The organism is Paraglaciecola mesophila KMM 241, from assembly GCF_000315015.1.
GTDB lineage: Bacteria > Pseudomonadota > Gammaproteobacteria > Enterobacterales > Alteromonadaceae > Paraglaciecola > Paraglaciecola mesophila.
Window position 1 is genome coordinate 1 of the sequence record NZ_BAEP01000029.1, and the last position, 25,111, is coordinate 25,111.

Consider the following 25,111-nt stretch of genomic DNA (forward strand, 5'->3'; position numbering starts at 1 on the left):
GGCACAAATCGGCACAGGCGGTAAAATGGTACCTCCTAGCTTTACTGTCGCAGGTTTATCAAATAGCGCGTCTAGCTTAATAGGCACTGGTGGTAAAATGGTGCCACCAGAATCGGCAGCATAATCGGCGTGCATTTTTAATAAAAATACACTCAGCGAAAGAATAGAGCGCCTAGATCATTACGATCAGGCGTTTTGTTTATGACTACAGCTCAATGTTAGTAAATAGTAATTATTCTCATTTGGTGGTTGACTAACATTATAATACGTATATAGTTGACATTATCAACCATATGAGGAGCTGAGATGAAACCCCAAGCACGTTTAGTTAGCGTTACACGCGTCGAATCATTGTCGCCACATTTACGTCGAATCGTATTTAGTTCAGAACAACTGGCTGGCTTTCCACATGGAAAAGAAGGTGCTCATGTAAAGGTACTGGTACCTCATCCGGGGGAACAATTTCCTGAACTCGCTTTCGATGCGCCCAAACCAGCATTTAAGCGCTCTTATACCATTCGCAGCTTTGATGCAGGCTCATTAGAATTAACCATTGACTTTGTAGTCAATCGACACGAAGGTCCTGCGACGAATTGGGCTAGTACGGCCAAAGTAGGGGACTTTGCAGCAATTGCCGGCCCTGGAGCCCCTAAGTTAAGCAACTACAATGAAGACAACTACTTACTTATTGGTGATTTAACCTCTATCAACGCGGTTAATGGTTTTGCTAGATATATACCACGACAGGCAAACTTAAAATCGATTATCAGCGTACCCACACGCGCTGATATGATTGCCATGGATGCAGGGGATCACCTGAAGATAGAGTGGCATATCGAAGATGAATCAAGCCAGACATTTGAACAACAGGTCGAAAGAGTTGCTAAAGTAATGCCCAGTGACAACACTCAGGTCTTTTTTGGTTTAGAAGCGCGTAGCGTGCGAACAATAAAAGGCATATTGTTAAATGATTTAGGTTATCAGCGGATGAACCTGTTCGCTACGGGCTATTGGAAGAAAGGTGTGGATGCAGACAAATTTAATCGCCAGAAGCAGCAGAACCCGCTTTAATTTTTACTAAAGCAAAACAATACTGCTCATTGGCGTTGGTTCATCTGAAGTCTTCAACGGCTAAAAAGCGTAATTTGCGCCTAAATATACCGCCCGAGGCTGTCCGCCGAAATACCGGTAGGAGCCAAAAGCGTAATCCGCTCGGCTGGCATATTCTTCATCGAAGACATTTTCCAGCTTGGCATTTAGGCGTATCTGCTCATTGATTTGCCAGTGGGCCCGTATATTGAACAAGTCGTGTCCGGCATATTCATGTTCATTTGCGGGATCAAGAAAGTAACTGCCTATGTGTTGCCACTCTAACGCTAGGTTTGTGGCGCTGGTGGGCTGCCATTCTAAGCGGGCGTTGCCTTGTTGACGAGGAGCAGTATCTATTTCGTTGCCATTCACAACTCCACTGCTTAAACGATCAAAGTCATACTCGTGTTTTGCGTAAGCATAGTTGGCCAAGAAACGTAAGTTATTTAAAACGCTTAAGCTTGCTGTTAGTTCAATACCACTATGGTTTGTTTCACCATCAGTTACATTTAACCCATCGTCATCACGAAAGAAAAAATTATCTTTTTGCATACGATATATAACCCCTTGGAACGTTAACGTTTGGTAGGCACCTCTTATGCCAGCTTCAATACTGTTAACTTCTTCGGAATCAATGGTGCCTATGCTTTGTTGGTTTTGTAGCCGATATAAATCCGTCGTTTGGGGAGCTCGAAACCCGTTGGACCAATTCGCAAACAAAGAGATATTATCACTGACATGATAGTTAGCGCCTATCTTGGCACTGGTGTTATTGAAACGATCAGTGCGATCAGCTGGGCGTTGATACAAGCAACTCACAGCTTGACCATCATTGTTGACGCACGATGCGCCATCTGACTTAGTTGTACCATCCGCGATTAAATTATCATAATTATATTCTGTGCTATCAAATCTAACGTTGGTGGTAAAGACAAGCGCCTCGTTGTATTGCCAATTGACTTGTATAAATGGCGCAAGGGTCGATGAATCGACCTCATAGTCAAAATGCACACCTTGTTGTCTTGCTTTACCGAAACTAAAGCGGTCAGCTTGTTGTTGGGTTTCCGTCAGTTCACCTTGCGTCCAGTCGATATCGATGCCAACCACAAGGGCGACAGCTTGGTTTACTTGCCATTGGTAATCAGAATTTACACCCAGGCTGAAGTGACTGTTTTCTTCGATAGCGCGTGAGGGGAGGTAATGCTGGCGAAATTCCATACTGTTACTTCGAAAATACGGCGTAACGTTAATCAACTCATCGTTGTTAATTTGATAAGCAATATGGGTTGCACCTCGAATGGCAGACCATTGCCGATACGCATCAGGATCACAGTTTTTTTCCATTGCGGAGCGATCTTTATATAATTCATCGGGTGCGAAATTAGAGCTAAAGCAACCCTCACCATTATCACCAGAGGCGATAAAACCTGCAGTGTCTTGGTCAAGATCAAAACCAGATAGTGAGCTTTGGATAGTCAATTTGTCTCGCTGATAATCATGACGTAAGCCTAATTTACTGGACGTAAAACCGCTGTCGTCTTGATAACCGCCATCATCAATAACTTGCAAATTCAGACCTATGCCTTGAGTTGCAGGTCCATGGTCGTCAATATGACCCAATGCACCGGTAAACTGCACTCTATCATTAGGGCCAAATGTTATGCCTGCTTCTCCGCCACTGGTTGGCGTGAGACTCAATACATTTATAACGCCGTGCACAGCGTTAGAACCATATACTGCGCTATTGGGGCCTTGGATAACTTCGATGCCATCAGCTTGGGCCAAGTTTAACTCGGCCAAACCATTGTTATTGGCAAATCCAGCCGCACGCGTCGCCACGCCATCTTGCATAAATAAGAAGGCACCACCAGCGCCCGGACCTGTCAGAATAGGTGAGCGTAGCGAAGGCAAGTTTTCAACACCATTGTTTGCCTGCACGTATACGCCGCTGGCCCGATTGAGTATATCGCTGGCAAGGGCAGCATTGACTCGCTCAATCTCTTGCTCGTCAATAAGATTAACGTTGCTGTTAAGCGCCATTATGTCAGTGCTTTGATGGGAGCCGCTGACAACGATGACTTCAACAGGTGATCGTTGTGCAACGACGAAGGTACTTTGTAGTACAAGAGAAAGCGTCGCTAAAGGAAAGACTGATTTTTGCAAGAGCATGAATACCTTAAATTAAACTGCAACTTAGGGCGGCATTCTACCTTTATTCGTGTGCTGGTTAAAAGCAGCAATGTTACTCACCATGAGTTATGAAGCTATTAACCACTCTTAAGCAAATAGGTTAAGGGCCTGTTTGACAGCTTGGGTTTCAAAGCTCGGGTTTGACACATCGATTCTCACGTTAAGGCTTTAATTCAATAGCACGCTAGGGCGAAGAGGGTTTCGAAGAATGTACATTCACATCAATAGCCTCTGACACATTTAAGTGTACATCTTGCTGTGGATAAGCGATCTCAATGCCAGCCTGTTTAAACGCTTTTTCAATGTGCATGTGTAACTCATGGGTCACCATGGCTCTGTCGACAACCGCACGGGCAAAAACGCGCAACTCAAAATCTAAACTGCTAGCCCCGAATGCTAAAAACAAAGCAGCCGGTGCGGGATCGTCAAATACGTTGTGACTATCAGTTGCAACATTAAGCAGTAACGACACGACTTTATCGGTGTCACTGCCATAGGCTACACCCACCGGTATGACGATGCGGGTCACTGGGTCAGATAACGTCCAGTTAATAAAATCTTGGGTAATAAAGGTTTTATTAGGAATGATGAGCTCTTTTCTGTCCCAATCACTGACGGTGGTAGCGCGAATTCGAATCCGCGTCACGGTGCCGCTATGACCCGCAATAGTGATGGTATCTCCTAGGCGGATAGGACGCTCAAATAAGATGACAATACCCGATACGAAATTAGCCACGATTTCTTGTAAACCAAAGCCCAAGCCCACACCGAGCGCAGCAATAAGCCATTGTAATTTAGACCACTGGGCACCAAGTATATTCACCGATACAATAATCCCGATGATCACTATGCTGTATTTGAGCATGGTGGTAATCGCGTAGCTCGTTCCAGGGGACAAATTTAACCTTCCCAAGATAGTCATTTCCAATAAACCTGGTAAGTTTCGAACACCGACAAAACTGATAACAAGAATGGCCAAGCTTAGCAAGCAGCTCCAAAGGGTGATGCGTTGTGCTGGGGTATTTGGGTCGTTGCTGCTGATCTCCCACATGACGATGTCGTCTAAAGAATAAGCGATTGGTGATATGTCTTGCCAGACCATAGATAACGCAGCAATAAGCATCAGCCAAATAATTAGGCGGATGACGGCTTTAGTTTGAGCCGTTATTGTGTGCCTGTCGAGCTCTTGGGTATCGATAATTTCGGGTACACCTTCACCGGATTGTTCAGCAGCTTCTTGTTGCGCATTAGCCACAATCGAAGCTGCTCGTTTGGCGCGTATTTTCTCAAGTGCGATACGTCGTGCGTTCACTGAAACGGCGCGCTCTGCCGTGTAGTAACAAAGCAGGGCGAGGGTACACAACAATGCAGATTCAAGTAGCAAAGCGAGGATGCGCTGGGCACTGTATTGATAGCCAATGGCCGACAGTATGATTAAGAATACGGGTACCAGTATTAACAATGAGTACAAGAAGTAGGAAAAGCGCTTAGACGTGTGCTGTGAGGAACGATAACGCTGGTAGGCGTTACGCGTAACTCTTGTGCCGGCCACAGCCAAAGAAAAACACAATATAATCAGCGCAAATTGTCCTAAATCTTCACGGATCTCAACACTGGCTTGATTGTTCAACAAGGTCATAATGATGACGACGGGAATAAAGACAATAATCAGTAAACGATTATTTTTACGCAGCAAAGCCAGATTTGATTCACTCCATTTAAAGTGAATTTCACCCAGTCCATTTTTACGCACAATTTGCAGCATGAACTCCAAGTAGATCATCATTAATCCACCGACAAAAAAGGCATTACTCAGGCTGTTGGCGAATCCTGATTGCGCATCGCAAAGTAATGCCGCTGCGAAGAGTAAAAGTGCAGGCGGCAAAGATAACCCAAAGGTAATGACTAAACCCAGTAAGGTATATTGAAAGGCATCAGTTTGTACTTTACCGACTAAGGGGGCGATTTGGGTAAGACGTTGTTTAATTCGTTTTCTGAACAATATGGTAAGAATGAAGGCCACGAATATACTCACTACGCCGATTTGATTTTGTTGTAAGTTTGCATTGATTGCCAGTGAAACATTTTGCCAATGCTCAGCACGAAAAAGCCAACTGGCAGACGTGCCCGCTGCAGCAATCGTCCCTAAATCAAACGGTGTGGCGCTTGGGATCCAAAACAAGTTGCTTTCAAGCAAGTCGCTATAGGTTTTGGTGCGATCATTTAAATATCGTAATTTATCGAGCAAGACGGATAACACATCAACGTGTTGAGTATAAATTGAACTCAGTTGAGAAATTAACTCTCTGCGCTGGTCAACTAAGCTTTTTGCCTCGTCTTTCCAGCGTGCATTGTCTTGTCCTATTTGATTCATTAACGCGTCAATATCTAGCGTATCAAAGGGCGCCCGGCGCTGATTAATACTAAACATGGCTACGCGATTATCTACCAATGAGCTCTCAGTTTTTTTGATCCACTCGCCACCATCAACAAAGCGTGAAGCTAGTTCCCACTCTTGTCGCAGCGCATTACCAAATACTGCTGAAGATTCGTACACCTCAAGTTCTAGGAGCCTATTTAAGGACGAAAATTTGTTATTGAGATCATTTATTTGCGTTTGGATCTCGTTGAGCTTTTGACTTGTGGCGTCTTGTTGTTCCGTTAATGATGTGGCTTTTTTCGCTAACGCTTCGTTTTGCTTGGCTATTTCTTGTAGTGTATTTGGCGCACTGATTAAAGAGGCAGTAGTTGATTCAAGCTGAGCCAACATGGAGGCATTTTCTTTTTCATCCAATTGATTTTGTAACGTGTTCAATGCGTCGAGTAACTCAACGTATGCGCTCAGTTTTTTTTGTTCAAGCGCAATTTGCGCATCAAGAATGGCAAGGTGCTCTGGACGATAAGCAAGACGCTGCTTCAGTGAGTCTATTTTGGCTTGCAGCATTTTACGCTGGGTGGCTTGTGCTACGCTCGTCGCCAATTGACTAGAGTTAGCACTTTCATCGGACCCTAAATTAGTATTGGTAGCGTCGATCGCGGTTTGTGTATCACTGATGATTTGGCGCAACAGTAAACGACGCTCATCGTCTAGTGCCGCTTTTAATTCAGACACCTTTGCACGACCGCTGGTGACCTCACCCTCGGTATCTGTAGACAAATTAATCACGGTTTGAAGTGAAAGAGGCTTATTGGGTAATGTGGGAGGGGTAAAGTTAACGTGGTCTTGCTTAATTTTTGTTAGTGTCTTTGGTCCATCTTTAATGGCTTGTTTGTATTTTTCGCTTTGCTGTTCGAATTGTTGTGTAGCACGGATGTTTCCAATCGCTTGCTGGTAAGAAGTTTCAATCTCGACTTTTTGTTGTTCGGAAATCTGTGCTGCGTCTGAAGTAGTTTTCAGGCGTTGTTGAATTTCTTCAATGCTGGGTATTAACTCATCGTCTGCATAACTAAACGCGCTAATGATAAAGCACAACAGGAAAATAGAGCGAAACAAGAGGGAAAACGTTGATGTACGCATAGGGATCCTAACAAGAGTGACATTCCATCATACCTTAGAAGCGGTGCGTGCGTCTTGTGCCGGAGGAACTGAAAAAAGGCGGCGGTATTCACGACTAAATTGAGACGCGCTGGTATAGCCAACTTCATACGCAGCGGATGTGGCATTGTGGTGCTCAAACACCATTTTTCGTTTAGCGGCATGTAAACGCACCGTTTTGATATATTGAATCGGGGAAGTGTTTGTCGCTGCTTTAAAGTGGTGATAAAACGACGATTCACTCATATTGGCTTTACTGGCCAGTGTTGCAATATCCATGCTCGTGGCATAGTGACGATTAATAAATTGCAGTACATTCGCGATGTGATATTGCTGTCTATCTTGGCATGCAAACGCCCTTAGCAGTGAGCCATGTTCTGCGTTTAGTATGTGGTATATCAACTCCTTAAGTGCGAGTTGACCTAGTACATGCGCTTTTGTCGTTGAGTGGGCACAATCCAGTAACCTCGATAAAGTATGTTGAATGTCAGAGTTCATTTTACTGACATAAATCCCCCTAGATGATGTCCCATCTTTGCTAGGCGCATCAATTGCTGTGACGGAAGCTTCTTGCTCGTCTGGCATCTGCATCAATAACTCGTTGATCATGTGTGTTTCAAGGCTAATGCGTGCGGCCATATAGGGACGTTGCTCGCTGGCCTGTAATATTTGCCCTTCCAATGGCAAAGGCACGCAACTGACTAAATAATGCATGGGATCGTATTGATACCGTTCTTTGCCTAGGTAGGCCGCTTTAGAGCCAAGTAACACCATGTATATACTAGGTTGGTATATGACAGGCATGGGAGTAGCCGTGGGCGAGTTTCTGCGAAATAGGCTCAAATGTGGAACGCTAGTATTAAAGTCCCCCTCATGTGGCGCCAGTTCAAATACTTTCTCAATTAATTCTGTCATATCTGACACCTAGTTTTCAGCTTATTGATTGTGATTCAGTATGCCACCTAAGCGCAACTGGAAAAGGTGGTTTGTAATAGATTGTAGGATTAGGCAATGTTTTTCGAGGATCACCCAATCATAAAAGTATATTGCGCCGCTATTATTGCATTTGGCCATTACATATTTACTTTGGAGGAGTCAGTGCTATGCACAAGCGACAATTAGGTAAACAAGGGTTAACTGTGTCCAGTATCGGTTTAGGGTGTATGGGCATGTCGGATTTTTACGGCTCTCATGATCACGAGAGTTCATTCGCAACCTTAGATCAAGCCGTCAACAGTGGGGTAACTTTCTGGGATACATCCGATATATACGGCCCAAAAACTAATGAACAACTTATTGGAAAGTTCTTTAAACAACACGAGGGTGCGCGAAGCAAGATCACCTTAGCCACTAAGTTTGGCATCATGCGCGATGATGCAGGCGATTTTCTAGGTTTTAATGGCCATCCTGACTATGTAAAACAGGCCTGTGAAGCGTCCTTAAGAAGACTAGGAACAGATTGTATCGATTTGTACTATCAGCATCGTATGGATCCTAACATCCCCATCGAAGATACAGTAGGTGCGATGTCCGATCTAGTCATTCAGGGAAAAGTGCGGTATCTAGGGTTATCAGAGGCGGGTAGTGACACGCTAAAACGCGCTCACGCTGTGCATCCTATTAGCGCCTTGCAGAGCGAATATTCACTATGGAGTCGAGATATTGAGACAACTATTTTACCCACTTGTGATGAGCTTGGAATAGGACTCGTCGCATACAGCCCATTAGGCCGCGGTTTTCTAACTGGAGCCATCAAGTCACGTGATGATTTAGAATCGGGTGACTGGCGCCTAACGAATCCTCGTTTTTCAGAACAAAACTTTGCCAGTAATTTGGCTCTTGTAGAAGAGATACATCATATTGCACTGTCGTTAAACTGCACTCCTGCGCAATTAGCGCTAGCGTGGATAGCTCAGCGAAGCCCCCATTATGTGTCCATTCCTGGTACTCGAAGCCCTTCAAGAATGATTGAAAACGCTGCAGCTACAGAATTAATCATTAGCCAGCAACAATGGGCAGACATCAATCACAAAATTGAACGCTGCCAAGTATTTGGCCTACGATATAAAGAAGAAGCGATGGCAGCACTAGGGCAATAAGTGGTCCGACGTTAAAGCGTATTGTTACACACTAAATTGTCAGCTATTTTGTGGGCAATCGTGTTAAAAAGGTCAAGCTCGTGGGTACTTAAGCCTTGGGTCATCTGCAACTGTATTGTCGCTTTCGCTGCTTTAAGTTGTTTCATCAACGTGTTGCCTGAGCTACTCAGAGTTAAAATTTGACTGCGCTTATCTTCAGGATGTGCGTCTTTTTCTATCAAGCCGGCTGCAAGTAACTCTTTTACCAGTCTAGCGACTTGTGCTTTGTCGCGGCTCAGTTTAGTTACGATATTATTTGCAGTACAGTCTAGCGTTTCTGCTACGACTGTCAGGCTTCTTACGTGCATCGCGCCAATACCTAACTCGTTGGCATCTATGGCGGCCCTGATTGTGACTCGGTATCGTTCTGAAATAGCAAAGATATGCTCTATAAAGTGCGGATGCATTAATTTGACGCCTATATACTGGTTTAGTTGATTCTATCAACAAAAAGCTAACACTATCCACTAGTGGTGCGATATAAACAGGGCTTAGTGGGCTTGAATGGGACGAAGCATGTTTAGGTTGCTTTTTGTTGCTCCAGCAAAGCATTAAAAGCTTGGTGTTCAAGAGGTTTAGCAAATAAATACCCTTGGCCATAATCACATCCCATGTTCTGCAAGATATTATATTGCTCTTGCGTTTCTATTCCTTCAGCAACGACTTTTATGCCCAGTTTCTTGGCCATGACGATAATGGCTTCACACAGTACTTTGTCGTTACTGACCTCTGTCATGGAATGAACAAACGATTTATCTATTTTTAAATAGTCGGTGGGGTATCGTTTTAAATAAGAGATTGACGAATAACCTGTGCCAAAATCATCTAATGCGATATCAACACCGGCTTGTCTGAATTGAAACAGTTTAGTGGAAATACTTTTATTCGCGTCCATCAACAGGCTTTCGGTGATTTCTAATAGCACTGCTTGTGGTGGTGTGCGATTTATTAACATTTTTTCTAGCCACAGGGTAATACAACGCTCGGGATCGGTGTAATGCGTGGGGGAAGTATTGATGCTGATTTGTAATGTTGGGCACAGTGTTTTGCGCCATTGGCATACATCACGACATACCCGTTCAAACACACAATCACTGATATCTATGATTAAGCCGGTTTCTTCCGCAACGGGAATAAAGTCATCAGGCCCTACAAGTCCGCGAGTAGGGTGTCGCCATCTTATTAGCGCTTCTGCTTTAGTAATGCTTTGATCGTGTAAATTGATGATGGGTTGATAAACAATGTAAAATTCATCGTTATCAATTGCATGACGCAAATCTGCTATTAAAGTCATTCGTTTTAAAGCTGCGTCTCGCATGCTTTTGGTGTAGTAGTGATAGTTGTTCTTACCAATTGCCTTTGCACCATACATAGCCTGATCAGCATTTTTTAGTAGGCTCGTCACATCCTCTGCGTCGTCGGGATAAATAGTGATGCCTATGCTAGCACTAGTATGCACAATTTCATTTTGTAAGTAATAGGGGCGCGATATGGCTTTGAGTATTTTTTGTGCGGTTTTTTCAAGCCCACTGAAGTCCAAGATATCGTTAATGATCACCACGAATTCATCACCGCCCAATCTGGCCACTATATCCTTATGACGAATACAGTCTTTAATGCGTTGCGCGCAATCGATAAGTAAGTCGTCCCCAACGCTATGCCCAAGTGTATCGTTGATGTCTTTAAAATTGTCGAGATCCAAGAACATTACAGCAACTTGGGTTTGGTTACGCTTCGCCACATTTAGGGCTTGTTTTAAATGCTCCCCCATAATATTGCGATTGGGCAACTGCGTAAGCTCATCAAAATTGGCTTGGCGCCATATCAAATCACTGGTGTTCTGGCGTTCAATAGCGATGCTAGTAATATAAGCAAATTGTTCGATGCGCTCTAATTCTTCCGTGCTGGGCGTTGCCGGGTGGGCGTGATAAATGGCGAAGGTGCCTAATACGGTACCATCAGATGCTTTGACTGGCTCAGACCAACAGGCGCCCAGTTCAGCTTTTTCTGCGAGTTCTGTCCACGCAGCCCAGTATGGGTGGCGGCTAATATCCTCGACTACGGTGCGCTCCCCTGTGAAGGCGGTCGTTCCACACGAACCTTGCCCGATGCCAATATCTAGACCGTGGATAGCGTCATTATAAAAGCTGGGCAAAGAAGGTGCTGCTCCACACAATAACCTTTTGTCTTTGAGCAACAAAATACTGCATTTTTGATCAAGGTATTCAAGCTCAACCGCCTTGACGATTTCACTTAGTACAGAGGTTAGGGATACAGAGTGAACGATTTTTTCTAGAATGGTGTTTCTAACGCGAGTGAGCTTCTGGGTTTCGTCTAACTTGTTTTGGTATTGCTGTAAGGCTTGCGCTGCATGAGTCAGTTGTTCTTTTTGCAGTTCGCTTTCAACCATATTGGCTAAATCTTGTAGTATCATTTTATCAGAATGTTCGAAGGACTTGGGCTGCGTATCAAAAACACACAAAGAGCCCACGTGGTAACCATTCATGGTGATTTTTATTCCAGCATAGAAACGCAAGAATGGACTGCTGACGACATACGGATGGTCTTTATAACATTCACTAAGGTGAGAGTCTTCGATGACCAGTGCTTTGTCCTGAGTAATGGTATGCGCGCAGAAAGAGATATTCCGGTCTAAGTCAGTGGCCGGAAAATTCACCACGGATTTATACCATTGCCGTTCTTCATCAATAAATGAAATTGACGCGAAATGACAATCAAAAGAATGAGCAGCTAAGCGGGTAATGCGGTCAAAACGCTCCTCGGCAACTGTGTCTAATATGTTTAGCTGATGTAAAGCGATAACGCGTTGTTTATCGTTTGAAGGTCTTGGCGCGGCTTTCAATTTGTACTCCTATACAACACACCTTTAAGTTACTTAAACGGTAACCCTATGTAAACAGGATCTTTAGCATGACCTAGAAATACAAATTTCTCCTACTTGGCAGCTTGAAAATCTACTTTGACCTGATAACAACCAGGTTGATCAATGACCTCGTATTGCCAACCGTGCCTATGGATGATTTTTTCGCTCAATTGCAAACCTAGCCCATATCCAAGCGAATGAGTAGATTTACCTAAGTTGGGTATGTTTTCAGTGTTCTCGTCTTGTGCGGCGGTATTGATAATGGTGACGCAACTACCTTTTTGAATAACATCAACCAAACCTTGTTGCGTGTGCTGGTAAGCGTTGCGAATTAGATTGCTCAACACTATGTGACAGGCGGTACGAGCGGTATTAAACGCAAAATTATCCACTTGAACGTTGACTTCTACTTCCTTGCTATTTAACAGATACACCAGCTCAGATGACAACTGCTGCACTTTTTCGTCTAGTTGCACCCGTTCCATTGGGACGGGTTGTTCATCATTGTGACTTAACCATAATAGGGTATCGGTTAAGTCGCTCATGGTAAGGCCTGCACGTTCAATACGTGCCAAGGTTATCTGTTGTTTTTCTGTCATCTTCGTTTGACCACAAAGTCTGCGTAGTAAATCAACGTTACTGCGAATCACAGAAATAGGGGTGCGCAATTCATGACTGGCGTAACTTAAAAAGTTCTTCTCCCTCGCTAAACTTCCGTTCACGGAATTAAGACTACTTTGGATAATAGTGGCGAGGGTGTTGAGTTCGTTATACGTAAAATCGGGTGGGGGAAGCTGCACGTTTTCATGGTTCAGCGCTTTTGCCCAATCTCGAAGTGACTCCACTGGTTTCGCCACTTTACGCATCAAAATGATAAGCAAGCACGCAAACATAGTAATGACTAAGACGGCAGTAATAATGATCCAGTAGAACCTAGAGAGATGGGGCTTAGCTTTATGCTGAGGGGTAAATTTGTCCAACATAATTTTAGAAATGTAACGTGGTTCGCCAGCTTGATTGCGGATCATAGCGATGAAGTACAAATTAGTGGGTAAAGAAAAGAACGACTTCTGATCTTTCGATTTTAATAGATCGTTTTCCTCTGTGGGTGGTGAATCAAAACGCTGCTGAATTATAACGGGAGTATCTTGCCAACGACTCGCAATTTGAAAGTCTGCAAAGTTAGCAGGGTGGCCATCCTGTACATCTGTGGTCATGACTAACTCGCGCATAACGCCATTTAATCCGCGGTCCAACCCATCAATAAAATAATTGACGGTGAGCATCGACAGACCGATTGTCATGACTGACCCTAGTAGCACCATAGTGATAAAAAAGTACAGTTTTAAGCTGGGCCGGATTTTCATCGCGCTTTTCATTTTGCTTTCTCTTTGATCGCGAAGCCGAGACTCGCGACAGTATCTAACGTAATCGATGCGTCATAAGCATCGAGCTGTTTACGCAAGTGGAAGATATGAACTTTTAGGCTATTGCTGTCGGGTTGATCGTCACCCCAAACGCCCTGAATGATATGTTGCCGTGTTACTGTTTGCGGACTGGCGCGCATCAGCACCTCAAGAATTTTAAGCGCTGTGGGGGAGAGCTTTAGGGGGTGGTGCTTAAACGACGCGATACGTTGGGTTAAATCAAAATTAAGGTCGCCTACCGATAAGCGCTTTACTTCGCCACTTCGCCTACGGCCAAGCACTTGGATACGAGCTACCAGCTCTTGCATCGCAAATGGTTTAACTAAATAATCATCGCTACCAGCTTGAAAGCCTTGTAGCTTATTGTCCAGCGTGTCCCTAGCTGTCAACATGAGAACGGGAGTATCGATACCTAACTCGCGCATGCTTTTACACAAGGTAATGCCATCCATCTTGGGCATATTAATATCCAATATAATAACCTGATATGATTGGCGTTCAATCAAATGCAAACCCATGAGCCCATTGCTAGCGTGGTCACATTGCATAGACTCAAGTTCAAGGTAGTCGACAACTGTGCTGGCTAAATCGATATCATCTTCAACCAGTAATACATTAATCATGATGGTGACTCTTCTGTGACACATTAATGAGAGTTTTACGGATGTTAGCACAGCCGATCCTCAGGATTATTCGAGGGTGTCGTTCAACAAACGACAACAATTGGCTGACTTACTCATAAAAACAGATTGATGTGATAGGTAAAATACACCAATAGCTTAATGCGTCTTAGGTTAAGGCGGGGTTAACAGCTTACAGTTTGCAATCAAGTAGGTCGTTAAGCAGCGGTTTAATGGAGTCGATAGGGAAGTTACTGTGAATCAATATGCTTTGCCCACTGTGCAATATTATTTGGATCGCTTCACGCGTACTGCCCGCCTTTACTAAACGAATACTGTGCATCTTATCGAAATACACTATCTCGTGAACGTCACCGTCCTTTAAACACAAGTGTGTATCCTCAATGGTCAATGAAGGAAAGTCGGTTTGGCGCCACAGGTTTATCCAATAATGAAAGGTGAACAGCGCAATTATAAGCAATCCAATTGGTCCTAGCACCACTAACGCACTGCGTGCGATGAGCCAAAGCTCTTGTGAGGAAAACTGTGTTAACGTCCAGGCGATGTAAAACCCTGCTAATGACAGCAATGCCAAAGGAATATAAAGTCGTTTGAGTATTTGAAGTTTGTGTTTATTTTGTTGGTATTCGAATTTTTGCATAGTGTTCCGGCAATCTGGGGAATAAAACAAATCTGCCTTATTTACGGATCATGGTAAATTTATAAGCAACAGATTTTAAATACTTTTCATCTCTAAAGTGGGAAATTTTATCATCTTTTTCACTGCCATTGTGTAAAGATATGGTATTTCATACCATTATCAAAAATAAAGCTGGTGTTACTGGGTTAAAAGTCGATACCTTAGACATCTATTCTATCCTTTTTTTCTATTCCGATATTATGTATGAAGCTGTAAGAACAATATTTGCGCCCGTTGACGACAATTTGCTGATAGTTGGTGAATTCGACCTGATGTTAATTGTTGTATCTGTTGGTGTGGCGATTTTTGCTTCTTTCATGGCAATGCTCGTCGCTTCTCAAAGTGCTCACATCGAAAATGTTGTCAAAAGAAGGATCCTAACCCTCGCAGCCAGTGTGGCTTTAGGTGGGGGTGTTTGGGCAATGCACTTCATCGGAATGTTGGCGTTTTCTTTATGCACGCCTATTGCCTACAGTGCTGGTCTCACGGCTACCTCAACCCTACCTAGTATTTTAGCATCTTGGATTGCGCTGACGACTATCACCCGTAAATCCGTTTCTGTGCACCGTTTGCTGGTTAGCGGCATTTTGATGGGCACTGGTATCGGTACTATGCACTATGTAGGAATGAGTGCGATGGAAATGGCACCATTACTGCGTTACGACCTAGGTACTTTTTCACTCTCTATTATTTTTGCCGTGGCATTTTCAGTGCTCTCGCTGTGGATCCGCTTCGGTTTGACCTTCATGAATACGATGCGTTACGGTAAAGTCTACCGTAACGTCATTTCCGCTATCGTTATGGGATTAGCTATATCAGGTATGCATTATATAGGCATGGCCGCCGCACGATTTGTTCGCCCCCCAGGGTTTGAGTTTTCAACTCAAAGTGAGTACATCTCCCAATATTTAGGTTTCACTGTCGCGCCTATTACCATCGGGATCATAGTGCTAGTGCTGGCCTCAAACATGGTGCTCAAATATAAAGAATTGACGGAGAAAGCACGATTAAACGAAGCGCGTTTGCGTGCAACCATCAACACGTCAGTAGATGGTGTGCTGGGGTTTGACAGTAGCGGCATTATAGACAGCGCCAATGACGCATTCTGCCAGTTAGTCGGTTGTAGGCCTGATGACATAACAGGTCAAGATGTTCGCGTGTTGATGAAAGAAGAAGATATCAGCGAATTTAATCAGTATCTTATCGACCGTACCAAAGACAATGACCCCCATGCTTTGAGTAGAGGAAGAGACGCTATTATTAGGCACTTCAATGGCAGTCTCATCCCCATACGTTTAGCAATCGGCCAAGTTCGGTTAACTAAAGAAAGTCATTTTGTGGCATTCATGTCTGACTTGCGGTATCGCATCGAGATGGAACGAGCGTTGCGTGAACGTGAAGCGCAATTTCGCTCTTTGATCGGCAATATTCCGGGTATTGCCTATCGGTGTAAGAATACCGAAAACTGGCCCATGGTGTTTATCAGTGACGCGGTTAAATCAATAACCGGTTACCCAGCAGAAGATTATGTCTCGCCAGCTCCCAAGCGTCATTTTTACGAACATGTTCACCCAGATGATATTGCGGATATTACGCAAAAGGTACTTCCCCATGGTGAATTTCAGCTTGAATACCGTATATACAATGCAGAAGGCGATATTCGTTGGCTGCTAGGTTATGGTACTCACGTTGATGACGATGAGTCAGGCCAACGATGGCTAGATGGTTTTATTATGGATATCACCGAACGTAAGGAAATGGAACAATCATTACTGTTAGCCAAAGATAAAGCCGAACAAGCAGCCTCTGCTAGGGCTGCTTTTTTAGCCAATATGAGTCACGAGATTCGGACCCCGATGAATGCGATAATAGGTTTCAGTGATATCTTGTTAGATGATGCTATTGAGCCTGAACAAAAAAAGCATCTTACGACGATAAACAAGTCTGCCAAATCCCTTTTGCATCTTCTAAACGACATTTTAGATAGCGCAAAACTAGATAAGGGAAAATTTGCACTTGAGATGCGCGATTTCTCATTAATAGAGGAGGTTGACTCAGTAGTTTCAACCCTTTGGCTTGGTGCAAGCAGCAAAGATCTGTATCTAAATGTCAATATTGACCCAACTGTGGCTAGGCAATTTCACGGAGCTCCAGACAGGATCCGTCAGGTTCTAACCAACATTGTTGGCAATGCAATTAAGTTCACCTTAGAGGGTGGAATTGATATCAACATTGGCGTAAAACCAAGCGGCTGCATTGACTTTTCAATCAGCGATACTGGCATCGGGATGACGCCGGAACAGTTAGCCTTAGTATTTGATGCCTTTGGACAAGCCGATGCTAGTATGAGTAGGCGTTTTGGAGGTACAGGGCTTGGAACGACGATCAGCAAACAACTTGTTGAGCTAATGGGCGGAAAAATTTCAGCAACGAGCGAGTTTGGTCAAGGCAGCTGTTTTTCATTTTCTTTACCCCTCGCGCCGCCTAAATCTGATGAACCAATGGAAGCCATTTATCAGCGCTGTACCTTACCCCCTTTAACCATGTTGATTGTTGATGACATTCAACAAAATATTGACCTGCTGTCACTGTTAATGAAGCGCCAAGGGCATACTATTGTTACCGCTCGCGATGGTAAACAGGCGCTACTTAGGATGCGTAGCGAAAAAGTTGACCTTGTTTTGATGGATATTCAGATGCCTATTATGGATGGTCTCACATCTGCAAAAGAGCGGCGCAAACAAGAGAGCGCCGAAAGTTTACCTTATTTGCCGATCATTGCCTTGACCGCCAGCGTATTAGCCGAAGACAAACAAGCTGCGTTAGACGCCGGAATGGACGGTTTTGCCAATAAGCCCGTCGATATAGAGCTTTTAAATGTAGAAATTGCTCAAGCTTTGGGAGTCGATTTAAGCTGTGAAATCGAAGAGCCAGTTACCATCAATAGTAACGATTCACAGGTAATCAACGAGCGTAAAGGGATCAGTTTATGGGGTGATAGAAGGACTCTGTTTAAAGAGATTAATGCCTTCGTCGAGAAACATAAAAGTGATTTACTGAGCATGTGCCAAACCCAAAAAGTGTCTGACTGGAAGGTTTTGCAGACAAAACTACATACGTTAAAAGGGGTAAGTGGAAATTTAGCCCTTGTCCAATTGAGCGAGCTACTAAGTGAGGCCGAACACTTTGCAACAACGAACACTGAACAGGAATTGCGTCTGTTGTTGCAAAAGATAGAACAGGCATTTGTTGCCATAACTGACTGTCTACACAATCAGGTGCAAGACACAAATACGTATTCTACGCCAGATTTACAGAATGATTATCAAAGCCCCCATAGCAATGAAGCGCTTGCTCCTATCATTGAATCGCTCATTCGGTCCGCGCAAAATAATGAATATGATGAAGAGAGAGCCCAAGCACTGGTCGACGGTGCGAACAATACTATATTGGATAGATGTAAACGCATACAAAACGCGTTAGATGATTTTGAATTTGAACAAGCAGTTGACGAGTTACAACAACTTAAAATGTTGGGTTTTTCGTAACAATCGTCTGGAATTTTAAGAGAATGAATTTATTACAATGTTAAGTGATCATAACACCAAGCAAAAAGTGCTCATCGTCGATGATGAGCCTGCTAACCTGAGAGTACTAAAGAAAATCCTTGGCGATCTTTACCGCCTATCGTTTGCTAAAACTGGTGAAGAAGCCCTGCGCTTGGTAGAGCGAGATTTACCCGATTTAATTCTGTTGGACGTTATGATGCCTGGTATGACTGGGTTTGAAGTGTGTGAAGTGCTTAAAAAGAACAGCGTCAGCAGTATTATTCCCGTTATATTTGTGACCGCTTTGAGTGATGAACTTGACGAAGCTAAAGGGTTTGAAGTTGGTGCTGTTGACTATATCACTAAGCCGATTTCACCTGCGGTCGTTAAGGCGCGAGTGCGTACGCATTTGTCTTTAGTGCAAGCTGATGAATTAAGGCGCACCCGATTACAAGTGATACAGCGTTTAGGAAGAGCATCAGAGTACAAAGACAACGAAACCGGCACGCATATTTTACGCATGAGTCACTATTCAAAAGTCATGGCATTGGCCTATGGTTTGACCGAAAACGCCGCTGATAATCTTTTGCACGCTGCACCTATGCACGACATTGGTAAAATCGGTATTCCCGATAGCATAATGCTTAAGCCAGGCAAACTAACTGATGAAGAATTTACTATTATGAAGACGCACCCTGAAATAGGTGCTGAAATACTCGGTGATTCAGACTCAGATCTCATTGCGCTGGCAAAAACGGTGTCATTAACACACCATGAAAAGTGGGACGGTTCAGGCTATCCAAATGGGTTAAAGGGAGAAAATATCCCCTTAGAAGGTCGGATTGTCGCTATAGCGGATGTGTTCGATGCACTCACCAGTAAACGGCCGTACAAAGAAGCATGGCTCGTTCAAGAAGCGGTTGATTTTATCCATGAGCAAAGTGGCAGGCACTTTGACCCCAGCCTTGTTGCTTTATTTAATGGCTGTTTACCCGCTATTTTGGAGATAAAACACCGGTGGCAAGATGAATAAGCTTGCTTAGCGTTGAGATCCTCTTAGACCGCTGACATTTCAGTCTTTCAGTCTGTTCTTAGTATGCTTACTGATATGCATCTTACATGGACCACCATCGTTGCGCGTAAATGTTGCGCGAAAATAAACCGCTTTAATTTCATTAAATGGTTATTCCTCAAAAAGAACTTAGACTTTAGTGTAGTTTATGACTCGTCTGTCGATATCTATAAACACATCTACATTAACGTTAGTGTGCGTACTAGTACTTAATCATCTGGTAATGTCGACATCACTTAATTAGCAAGGAGCTTACATGGGGCAATCGCAGAACACTAGTATGGAGCGTGAGGTTTCCGTAGAAGTTGGAGAGGAGTTAGTCTCCACTACAGATACGCAAGGTATTATTCAATATGTGAATGATCACTTTTGTCGTGTCTCAGGTTTTTCTCGCGCAGAGTTGATTGGTCAACATCACAACATAGTGCGACATCAAGATATGCCTAAAGCTGCATTTGCTGATATGTGGGCGAAACTCAAAGCGAAACAGGCGTGGCGTGGGGCTGTAAAAAACCGCTGTAATGGAGGTGGATATTATTGGGTCGATGCATTTGTTACGCCTGTTTTTGAGGAAGGTGAGCTTAAGGGATTCCAGTCAGTTAGAACGCGACTTAACGGGCCTTATAAAGCCAAAGCGCAGCAACTGTATGCCAAATTAAATAAGGGCGGGAACGCATTTAGCTGGTTCGACGATAAATTAAAGGCCAAAGATATACTTTTCGCGTTACTTGCAATGGTATGCATAGCGTTGACTTTTGTATCACCGTTTTTCGCACTCTTACTTGTACCATTACCCTACGTCATTTTTAAAGGTGAGTTATTACACGTACGACGACATGCAAAGGCAATTAGGGCGCAATATGACAGTGTTTCCCGGGCAATTTTTGCATCTAACGGAGTGGCAGGATTTAACGAATTTGCTTTAAGAATGCAAGAAGGAAAGGTGAATACAATTTTAGGGCGGGTGGTGGATAGTGCGGCCTCATTAGACACTGGTGTTACATCACTGCAGCAAGCGGTGACCAAAACTAAAAAAAGCGTAGAACAAGAGACATCAGAATTAACCCAGGTTGCTACAGCGGTAGAACAGATGGTGGCATCAATCAATGAAGTCACCCGTAACATTAGCAACACCTCAGAAAAAGTGACCAGTGTGCATCAAGATTGCCGTCAAGCAACAGATGCTATGTCAAACACCATGACCAAAGTAGGGGCATTGGCCTCTGATGTGGCCAAATCTGCCGAATCAGCGGCTTCCTTGGCTGAAGAAGCCAACAGAATTAATGATGTTATGCAGGAGATCCAAGGGATTGCCGATCAGACCAATTTACTTGCATTAAATGCTGCCATAGAAGCAGCTAGAGCAGGGGAGCACGGTAGGGGCTTTTCAGTTGTAGCAGATGAAGTGCGTGCCCTGTCAAGTCGCACTCACGCTGCAACTACGCAAATTCAAACCTCTGTATCAGAAATACAAAGCACCTTGCTAAAGTGGTCCCAGACACTAGACGAGGGTAAAACCGCGGCGGAGTCATGCGTCGAAGAAACGAGTCAAACCCAGGGGTTAGTGAACAAGGTATATGATGATGTAAGTGATATTGCACAATCGGCAAGTCAAATGAGTGTTGCTGCAGCTCAACAAAGTTCAACTGCTGCCAGTATAAGTCTTAACATTTCTAACATCAGTGATGCCTCTAAACTTAATCTTGAACAAGTGGAAAGGGTTGAAGAAGAAGCGCAGGGGATATCGGTTAGATCAAAGGCACTTGCGGCGATGGGCTTAGCATTTGGCTAATACAACGCAAATCAGAAATTTGCTTACTGCTGATCGTTTGCAAAAGCAAGGGGTCAGCAAATAGCAAAAAGTCGCTGATGAAGAAATAATAAGCGGTATTATAGATACATTGAGGTAACCAACCTTTTGCACCCGCGATGGCGTGTTGTTCGAGCATTAGACACTACTGGTTGATTTTATTCTGCCGCTTTAATGGCAGCTTTACGTTTGGCATCTGTGTCTTATCTATTAATTTTGCGATGCTTTGTCTGCTCATTGGTCTTGCGAAAGCGAAACCTTGAAAACTTTTACACCCCATTTCTAATAGGCAGTCTACTTCTCGTAGGTCTTCAACTCCTTCAGCTAATACATCGATCTTAAACACCTTACACATGGCAACGATAGCTTCGACAACTTGTGCATTTTTAGCATCACTTTGGATATTAGTAATAAATTGGCGGTCTATTTTCACTCTCTGTACTGGGAAGTTAGTTAGTTTAGATAAGCCAGAGTAGCCCACACCAAAGTCATCTAAAGTGATACAGAATCCAAAGCTTGCTAAATACTGCACGGTGGCTATGGCATCGGGAATATTTTGAGTTTTGGCCGACTCAGTCAATTCAAGCTCGATGAAGTGAGGTTTAATATTCTGTTCAACAACACAATTAATGAGGTACTTTTTAAAATCGGCTTGATCTAGGTCGGGGCCCGAAATGTTAATCGCAACAGGCACGATATCTAGCCCCTCATCTTCCCATTGCCTAATCTGTATGCATACATGGTTGACTAACCACCGGGTGAGTCGCAGCACTAAACCAGACTGCTCAGCGATAGGAATAAATACGCCTGGAGATACGCCACCAATGACGGGGGAATTCCACCTTAGCAGTGCTTCCATGCCAATGATGCTGCCATCGCCACGCACTTTAGGCTGGTAATCCACGTATAATTCGTCGTTCGATAGCGCTTCGTTAAGTAAAATACTGATTTCTTGATGTTCAATAAAACGCTGTTGGCTACCCATTTCATAATAATTGATAACGGCATCGTTATCTGTCACTGCATGCAGTGCGTTATTGATCAATCGGCTTACATCTTCGTTCACTGTATGGGTAGCGACACCTACTTTGCAATCAACATGAATGGTTAATCCTTCAATCACCATGCTTCTAGGAAGCCCAGCAATTACTTGATTCATCGCACTTTTGATGACTGCATCATCCACAATAGAAATGGCGAAGCCCAAACTGTGTCTATCTAATACCGCGATAACACTGCGCTCTCCCATTTGTTCACTTAGTAGCGTTGAAAGCCTTTTGAGGACTTTGGGAAGATATAAAAAACCATATTTTTGTTCGATAAAATGGGCATTGTTTATACGTATCGCACACAACGAAATAGCCGTGTTAAATTGCTCGGCGTTTGTCGATAATTTATTTTCTAACCATTGCCGGTTCGGCAAACCAATGTTCTCGTCATATAACCCCTGGCGTTGTCTTGCTTGGGTTTGTACCGCCAATGTTTTATGGAGTAACGCTTTAGCACTTACGTCTTGGATCGTAATTAATGTATGCAGTTCATCATTTATCGATTGGGCACTTAATTCGAGCACTTTCATTTTCGCGCCCATCGTACGATTTACGACCATACTATCGTCCCGTTCAGATAATTCAGGGAAAATATAGTTTAAATGCTCTCCAATAAAATGCTTGGGTAGACTGCTCCGCAACAAAGACTTAGCAGAATCGTTGGCCTCAATAATCTTTCGGTTACTATCTATAATAATTTTAGCCGTTTGCGCATCCACGAAAAGAGCGTGGTATAGCTGATTTTGGCTGGTAAGCATCTGATTGCGCTCAATGTTATATTGGTTACCGCGTTTAGCGGCAATACTGGCTCTAGCGATCGCCAAGGGAATGCAAATATTGGTAAAAACAAATAAGATGACATGTAGATAGTAATTGGCATGTTCTTGAACCGGAAAGGGAGTGAAATAATCAGCTAAAGAAATTTGGTTAATTAAGATATATAGGGGAGCAATGTTAAGAAAAATGCAAAATAAGCCAGCCCGCCATCCCAACAGGATAAATGCGACAAAAGGCGTTGAATACATGACGATAGGGCCGAGCATGGACAAGGTTTGATTGTTCTGAGTGGCGTTAAAACTGATTGCTGCCAATACAATTAGGCCGAGCAAACCATAAGAACTGATGTAAAAATGACGACGTGAGATAAGTAACATGGCCGTCAATGCGACATAAAATGTCAAAGCCATTGGAATAACGTAGGCTATTTTTTCTATCACACTTTGCCAAGCGCTTTGAATAACAAAAACAGAACACAAAAGCAAAATCGACACTAGCATGATGCGTAACGAGCTTATACGCCAAGCTTCAACTTGAGCCGAAGGGTGGTAGTCATCCTGTAGATAGAAATAATCTCTAAGTTGTAACTTAAGGTGAGCAATGAAAGACATATAAATCCTGACCAACTATTCGTAGTACTTGGTTACAACACTGAATTTTGACGCTATCTTACTGATAAAATGTTGTTTCTTATAGGTCGAAGGGTAAATAAAAAGCTCATTGGCAATACTCAATTGTAACAAAATGAAAATTCTGTAATGAGTTGTAATTATGCAGGTACTTAAGCTATTTACGTCTGGGGATCATGTTAATGTAAAAACATAATGTGCTCGAGTATTGCGTTTCTTTTAATTGCATCCATAGACTTTCCCCTAGCTATTTGCTAACCCACCATTATTGATATAAGCATAGTCTGCTACATATATGTCAGTAGCCAATATTCGTGCGCTAACTAAAATATTAACGTATGTTGATACGGCGAAAATATAGTCGCTTTGTGCGACTATCAATCACTTGAACGTTGTTCGCATTATTGTTCTTGCATTGGTCACTCAAGATATATAAAGTGCGCCACATCGGACGCGGGATGGAGCAGTCTGGTAGCTCGTCGGGCTCATAACCCGAAGGTCGTAGGTTCAAATCCTGCTCCCGCAACCAACCGATACTTCAATGTTATTTCGTACAATCTCATATAAAATCAAAATCAAAAAACAAATTCCCCCTCGGGCTCGCTTTTCATAGTCACGAAAGGTCGTAGGTTCAAATCCTGCTCCCGCAACCAACCGATACGTCTAGTAAAATTTAAAAATTTAAAAAGCAAAAAAGTCGCCTTCGGGCTCGCTCTTCATAGTCACGAAAGGTCGTAGGTTCAAATCCTGCTTCCGCAACCAACCGATACTTCAGTGTTATTTCGTACAATCTCATATAAAATCAAAATCAAAATCAAAATCAAAATCAAAATCAAAATCAAAATCAAAATCAAAATCAAATTCGCCCTCGTGCTCGCTCTTCGTATCTGAGAAAGGTCGTAGGTTTAATCTTTGAGTTCGCAGCCAAATGGTATCTATTCATATTGCGTCAAACTTGCCATTAAATAGATTTCAACCCTTCATAGCTTGATTCATGTAGGTTTTAAAAATAAGGGAAATAGTGGAGGAGATACAAGCTCGTTGCGTTTCACTAACTGACGAGCGTTACATTATATTTCTCTATTAAATTGCTCGATACAAACACAAAATGTGCAAAAGAAGGGCAAAGTGCAGGATAAAGCAGCAGTCGCGCGTAATGTGTGAAACTTTCCTTGTAACGAGACCAAGGTCTCTATATATTGCATCACATCGGACGCGGGATGGAGCAGTCTGGTAGCTCGTCGGGCTCATAACCCGAAGGTCGTAGGTTCAAATCCTGCTCCCGCAACCAACCGATACTTCTAGTAAAATTCAAAAAGCAAAAAAAATCGCCCTCGGGCTCGCTCTTCATAGTCACGAAAGGTCGTAGGTTCAAATCCTGCTCCCGCAACCAACCGATACTTCAGTGTTATTTCGTACAATCTCATATTAAATCAAAAGCAAAAGCAAAAGCAAAAAACAAATTCCACCTCGGACTCGCTCTTCATAGCTACGAAAGGTCGTAGGTTCACATCCCACTGCCGCAACCAAGCAATAACTCTTCACACTTAGTCGAAATTCAAATTCCAAAACCACTCGCCCTCGGATTGGCTCTTGGTACCAACGAAAAGTAGAGGTTAAAATTTCGTGTCCCCAAAACGGTA

Annotated in this window: 14 protein-coding genes and 2 tRNA genes; 7 read left to right on the top strand and 9 right to left on the bottom strand. The window is 43.3% G+C overall.

All coding sequences use genetic code 11. The features are described from left to right. Positions 1-306: 306 nt before the first annotated feature. Entirely contained in the window at positions 307-1,071 is a 765-nt protein-coding gene (locus tag GMES_RS06785) for a siderophore-interacting protein (RefSeq protein WP_006991879.1), read from the top strand. A 60-nt stretch (positions 1,072-1,131) separates the two neighbouring features. Here GMES_RS06785 and GMES_RS06790 read toward each other — a convergent pair whose 3' ends face one another. The 3 genes from GMES_RS06790 to GMES_RS06800 all read right to left on the bottom strand — a co-directional run bounded on the left by GMES_RS06790 (position 1,132) and on the right by GMES_RS06800 (position 7,729). Beyond that, positions 1,132-3,258: a TonB-dependent receptor gene (locus tag GMES_RS06790; RefSeq protein ID WP_006991880.1), complete on the bottom strand. Its 2,127-nt coding sequence runs from the start codon at positions 3,256-3,258 to the stop codon at positions 1,132-1,134. Between the two features lie 205 nt (positions 3,259-3,463). After that, positions 3,464-6,796, bottom strand: coding sequence for a mechanosensitive ion channel domain-containing protein (locus tag GMES_RS06795; protein ID WP_006991881.1), 3,333 nt, complete (start codon positions 6,794-6,796; stop codon positions 3,464-3,466). Between the two features lie 27 nt (positions 6,797-6,823). Then, positions 6,824-7,729 (bottom strand): AraC family transcriptional regulator, encoded by a 906-nt coding sequence (locus GMES_RS06800; RefSeq protein WP_006991882.1) that lies wholly within the window; start codon positions 7,727-7,729, stop codon positions 6,824-6,826. A 188-nt stretch (positions 7,730-7,917) separates the two neighbouring features. Here GMES_RS06800 and GMES_RS06805 point away from each other — a divergent pair, with 188 nt between their 5' ends. Next, on the top strand, positions 7,918-8,913 hold the full coding sequence (locus tag GMES_RS06805; RefSeq protein ID WP_006991883.1) for an aldo/keto reductase: 996 nt from the start codon (positions 7,918-7,920) through the stop codon (positions 8,911-8,913). Positions 8,914-8,924: 11 nt separating this feature from the next. Here GMES_RS06805 and GMES_RS06810 read toward each other — a convergent pair whose 3' ends face one another. The 5 genes from GMES_RS06810 to GMES_RS06830 form a co-directional block, all read right to left on the bottom strand. Next, a complete protein-coding gene (locus GMES_RS06810) occupies positions 8,925-9,359 on the bottom strand; it encodes a MarR family winged helix-turn-helix transcriptional regulator (protein WP_006991884.1) in 435 nt (144 codons plus the stop codon). Positions 9,360-9,472: 113 nt separating this feature from the next. Beyond that, entirely contained in the window at positions 9,473-11,815 is a 2,343-nt protein-coding gene (locus GMES_RS06815) for a sensor domain-containing phosphodiesterase (protein WP_006991885.1), read from the bottom strand. A gap of 92 nt (positions 11,816-11,907) precedes the next feature. Continuing rightward, positions 11,908-13,215 carry a sensor histidine kinase gene (locus GMES_RS06820; RefSeq protein WP_006991886.1) on the bottom strand — a complete coding sequence of 436 codons (1,308 nt, stop codon included), beginning with the start codon at positions 13,213-13,215 and terminating at the stop codon, positions 11,908-11,910. Further along, positions 13,212-13,886 carry a response regulator transcription factor gene (locus GMES_RS06825; protein ID WP_006991887.1) on the bottom strand — a complete coding sequence of 225 codons (675 nt, stop codon included), beginning with the start codon at positions 13,884-13,886 and terminating at the stop codon, positions 13,212-13,214. The genes GMES_RS06820 and GMES_RS06825 overlap by 4 nt, the downstream gene beginning before the upstream one ends. Before the next feature lie 190 nt (positions 13,887-14,076). After that, positions 14,077-14,544: a hypothetical protein gene (locus GMES_RS06830; RefSeq protein ID WP_006991888.1), complete on the bottom strand. Its 468-nt coding sequence runs from the start codon at positions 14,542-14,544 to the stop codon at positions 14,077-14,079. Between the two features lie 140 nt (positions 14,545-14,684). On the opposite strand from GMES_RS06830, the gene GMES_RS06835 reads away from it, so the two are divergent. The 3 genes from GMES_RS06835 (at position 14,685) to GMES_RS06845 (ending at position 20,995) form a co-directional block, all read left to right on the top strand. Continuing rightward, on the top strand, positions 14,685-18,131 hold the full coding sequence (locus tag GMES_RS06835) for an MHYT domain-containing protein (RefSeq protein ID WP_006991889.1): 3,447 nt from the start codon (positions 14,685-14,687) through the stop codon (positions 18,129-18,131). Positions 18,132-18,168: 37 nt separating this feature from the next. Beyond that, positions 18,169-19,164: a response regulator gene (locus GMES_RS06840; protein WP_006991890.1), complete on the top strand. Its 996-nt coding sequence runs from the start codon at positions 18,169-18,171 to the stop codon at positions 19,162-19,164. Between the two features lie 295 nt (positions 19,165-19,459). Next, on the top strand, positions 19,460-20,995 hold the full coding sequence (locus GMES_RS06845; protein ID WP_006991891.1) for a methyl-accepting chemotaxis protein: 1,536 nt from the start codon (positions 19,460-19,462) through the stop codon (positions 20,993-20,995). A gap of 163 nt (positions 20,996-21,158) precedes the next feature. On the opposite strand, the gene GMES_RS06850 is transcribed toward GMES_RS06845, so the two are convergent. Further along, positions 21,159-23,450, bottom strand: coding sequence for a putative bifunctional diguanylate cyclase/phosphodiesterase (locus GMES_RS06850; protein ID WP_006991893.1), 2,292 nt, complete (start codon positions 23,448-23,450; stop codon positions 21,159-21,161). Positions 23,451-23,920: 470 nt separating this feature from the next. On the opposite strand from GMES_RS06850, the gene GMES_RS06855 reads away from it, so the two are divergent. Together GMES_RS06855 and GMES_RS06860 are read left to right on the top strand one after the other, a co-directional pair. Further along, positions 23,921-23,997 (top strand) — tRNA-Met (locus tag GMES_RS06855). A 685-nt stretch (positions 23,998-24,682) separates the two neighbouring features. Beyond that, positions 24,683-24,759 (top strand) — tRNA-Met (locus tag GMES_RS06860). Positions 24,760-25,111: the final 352 nt, after the last annotated feature.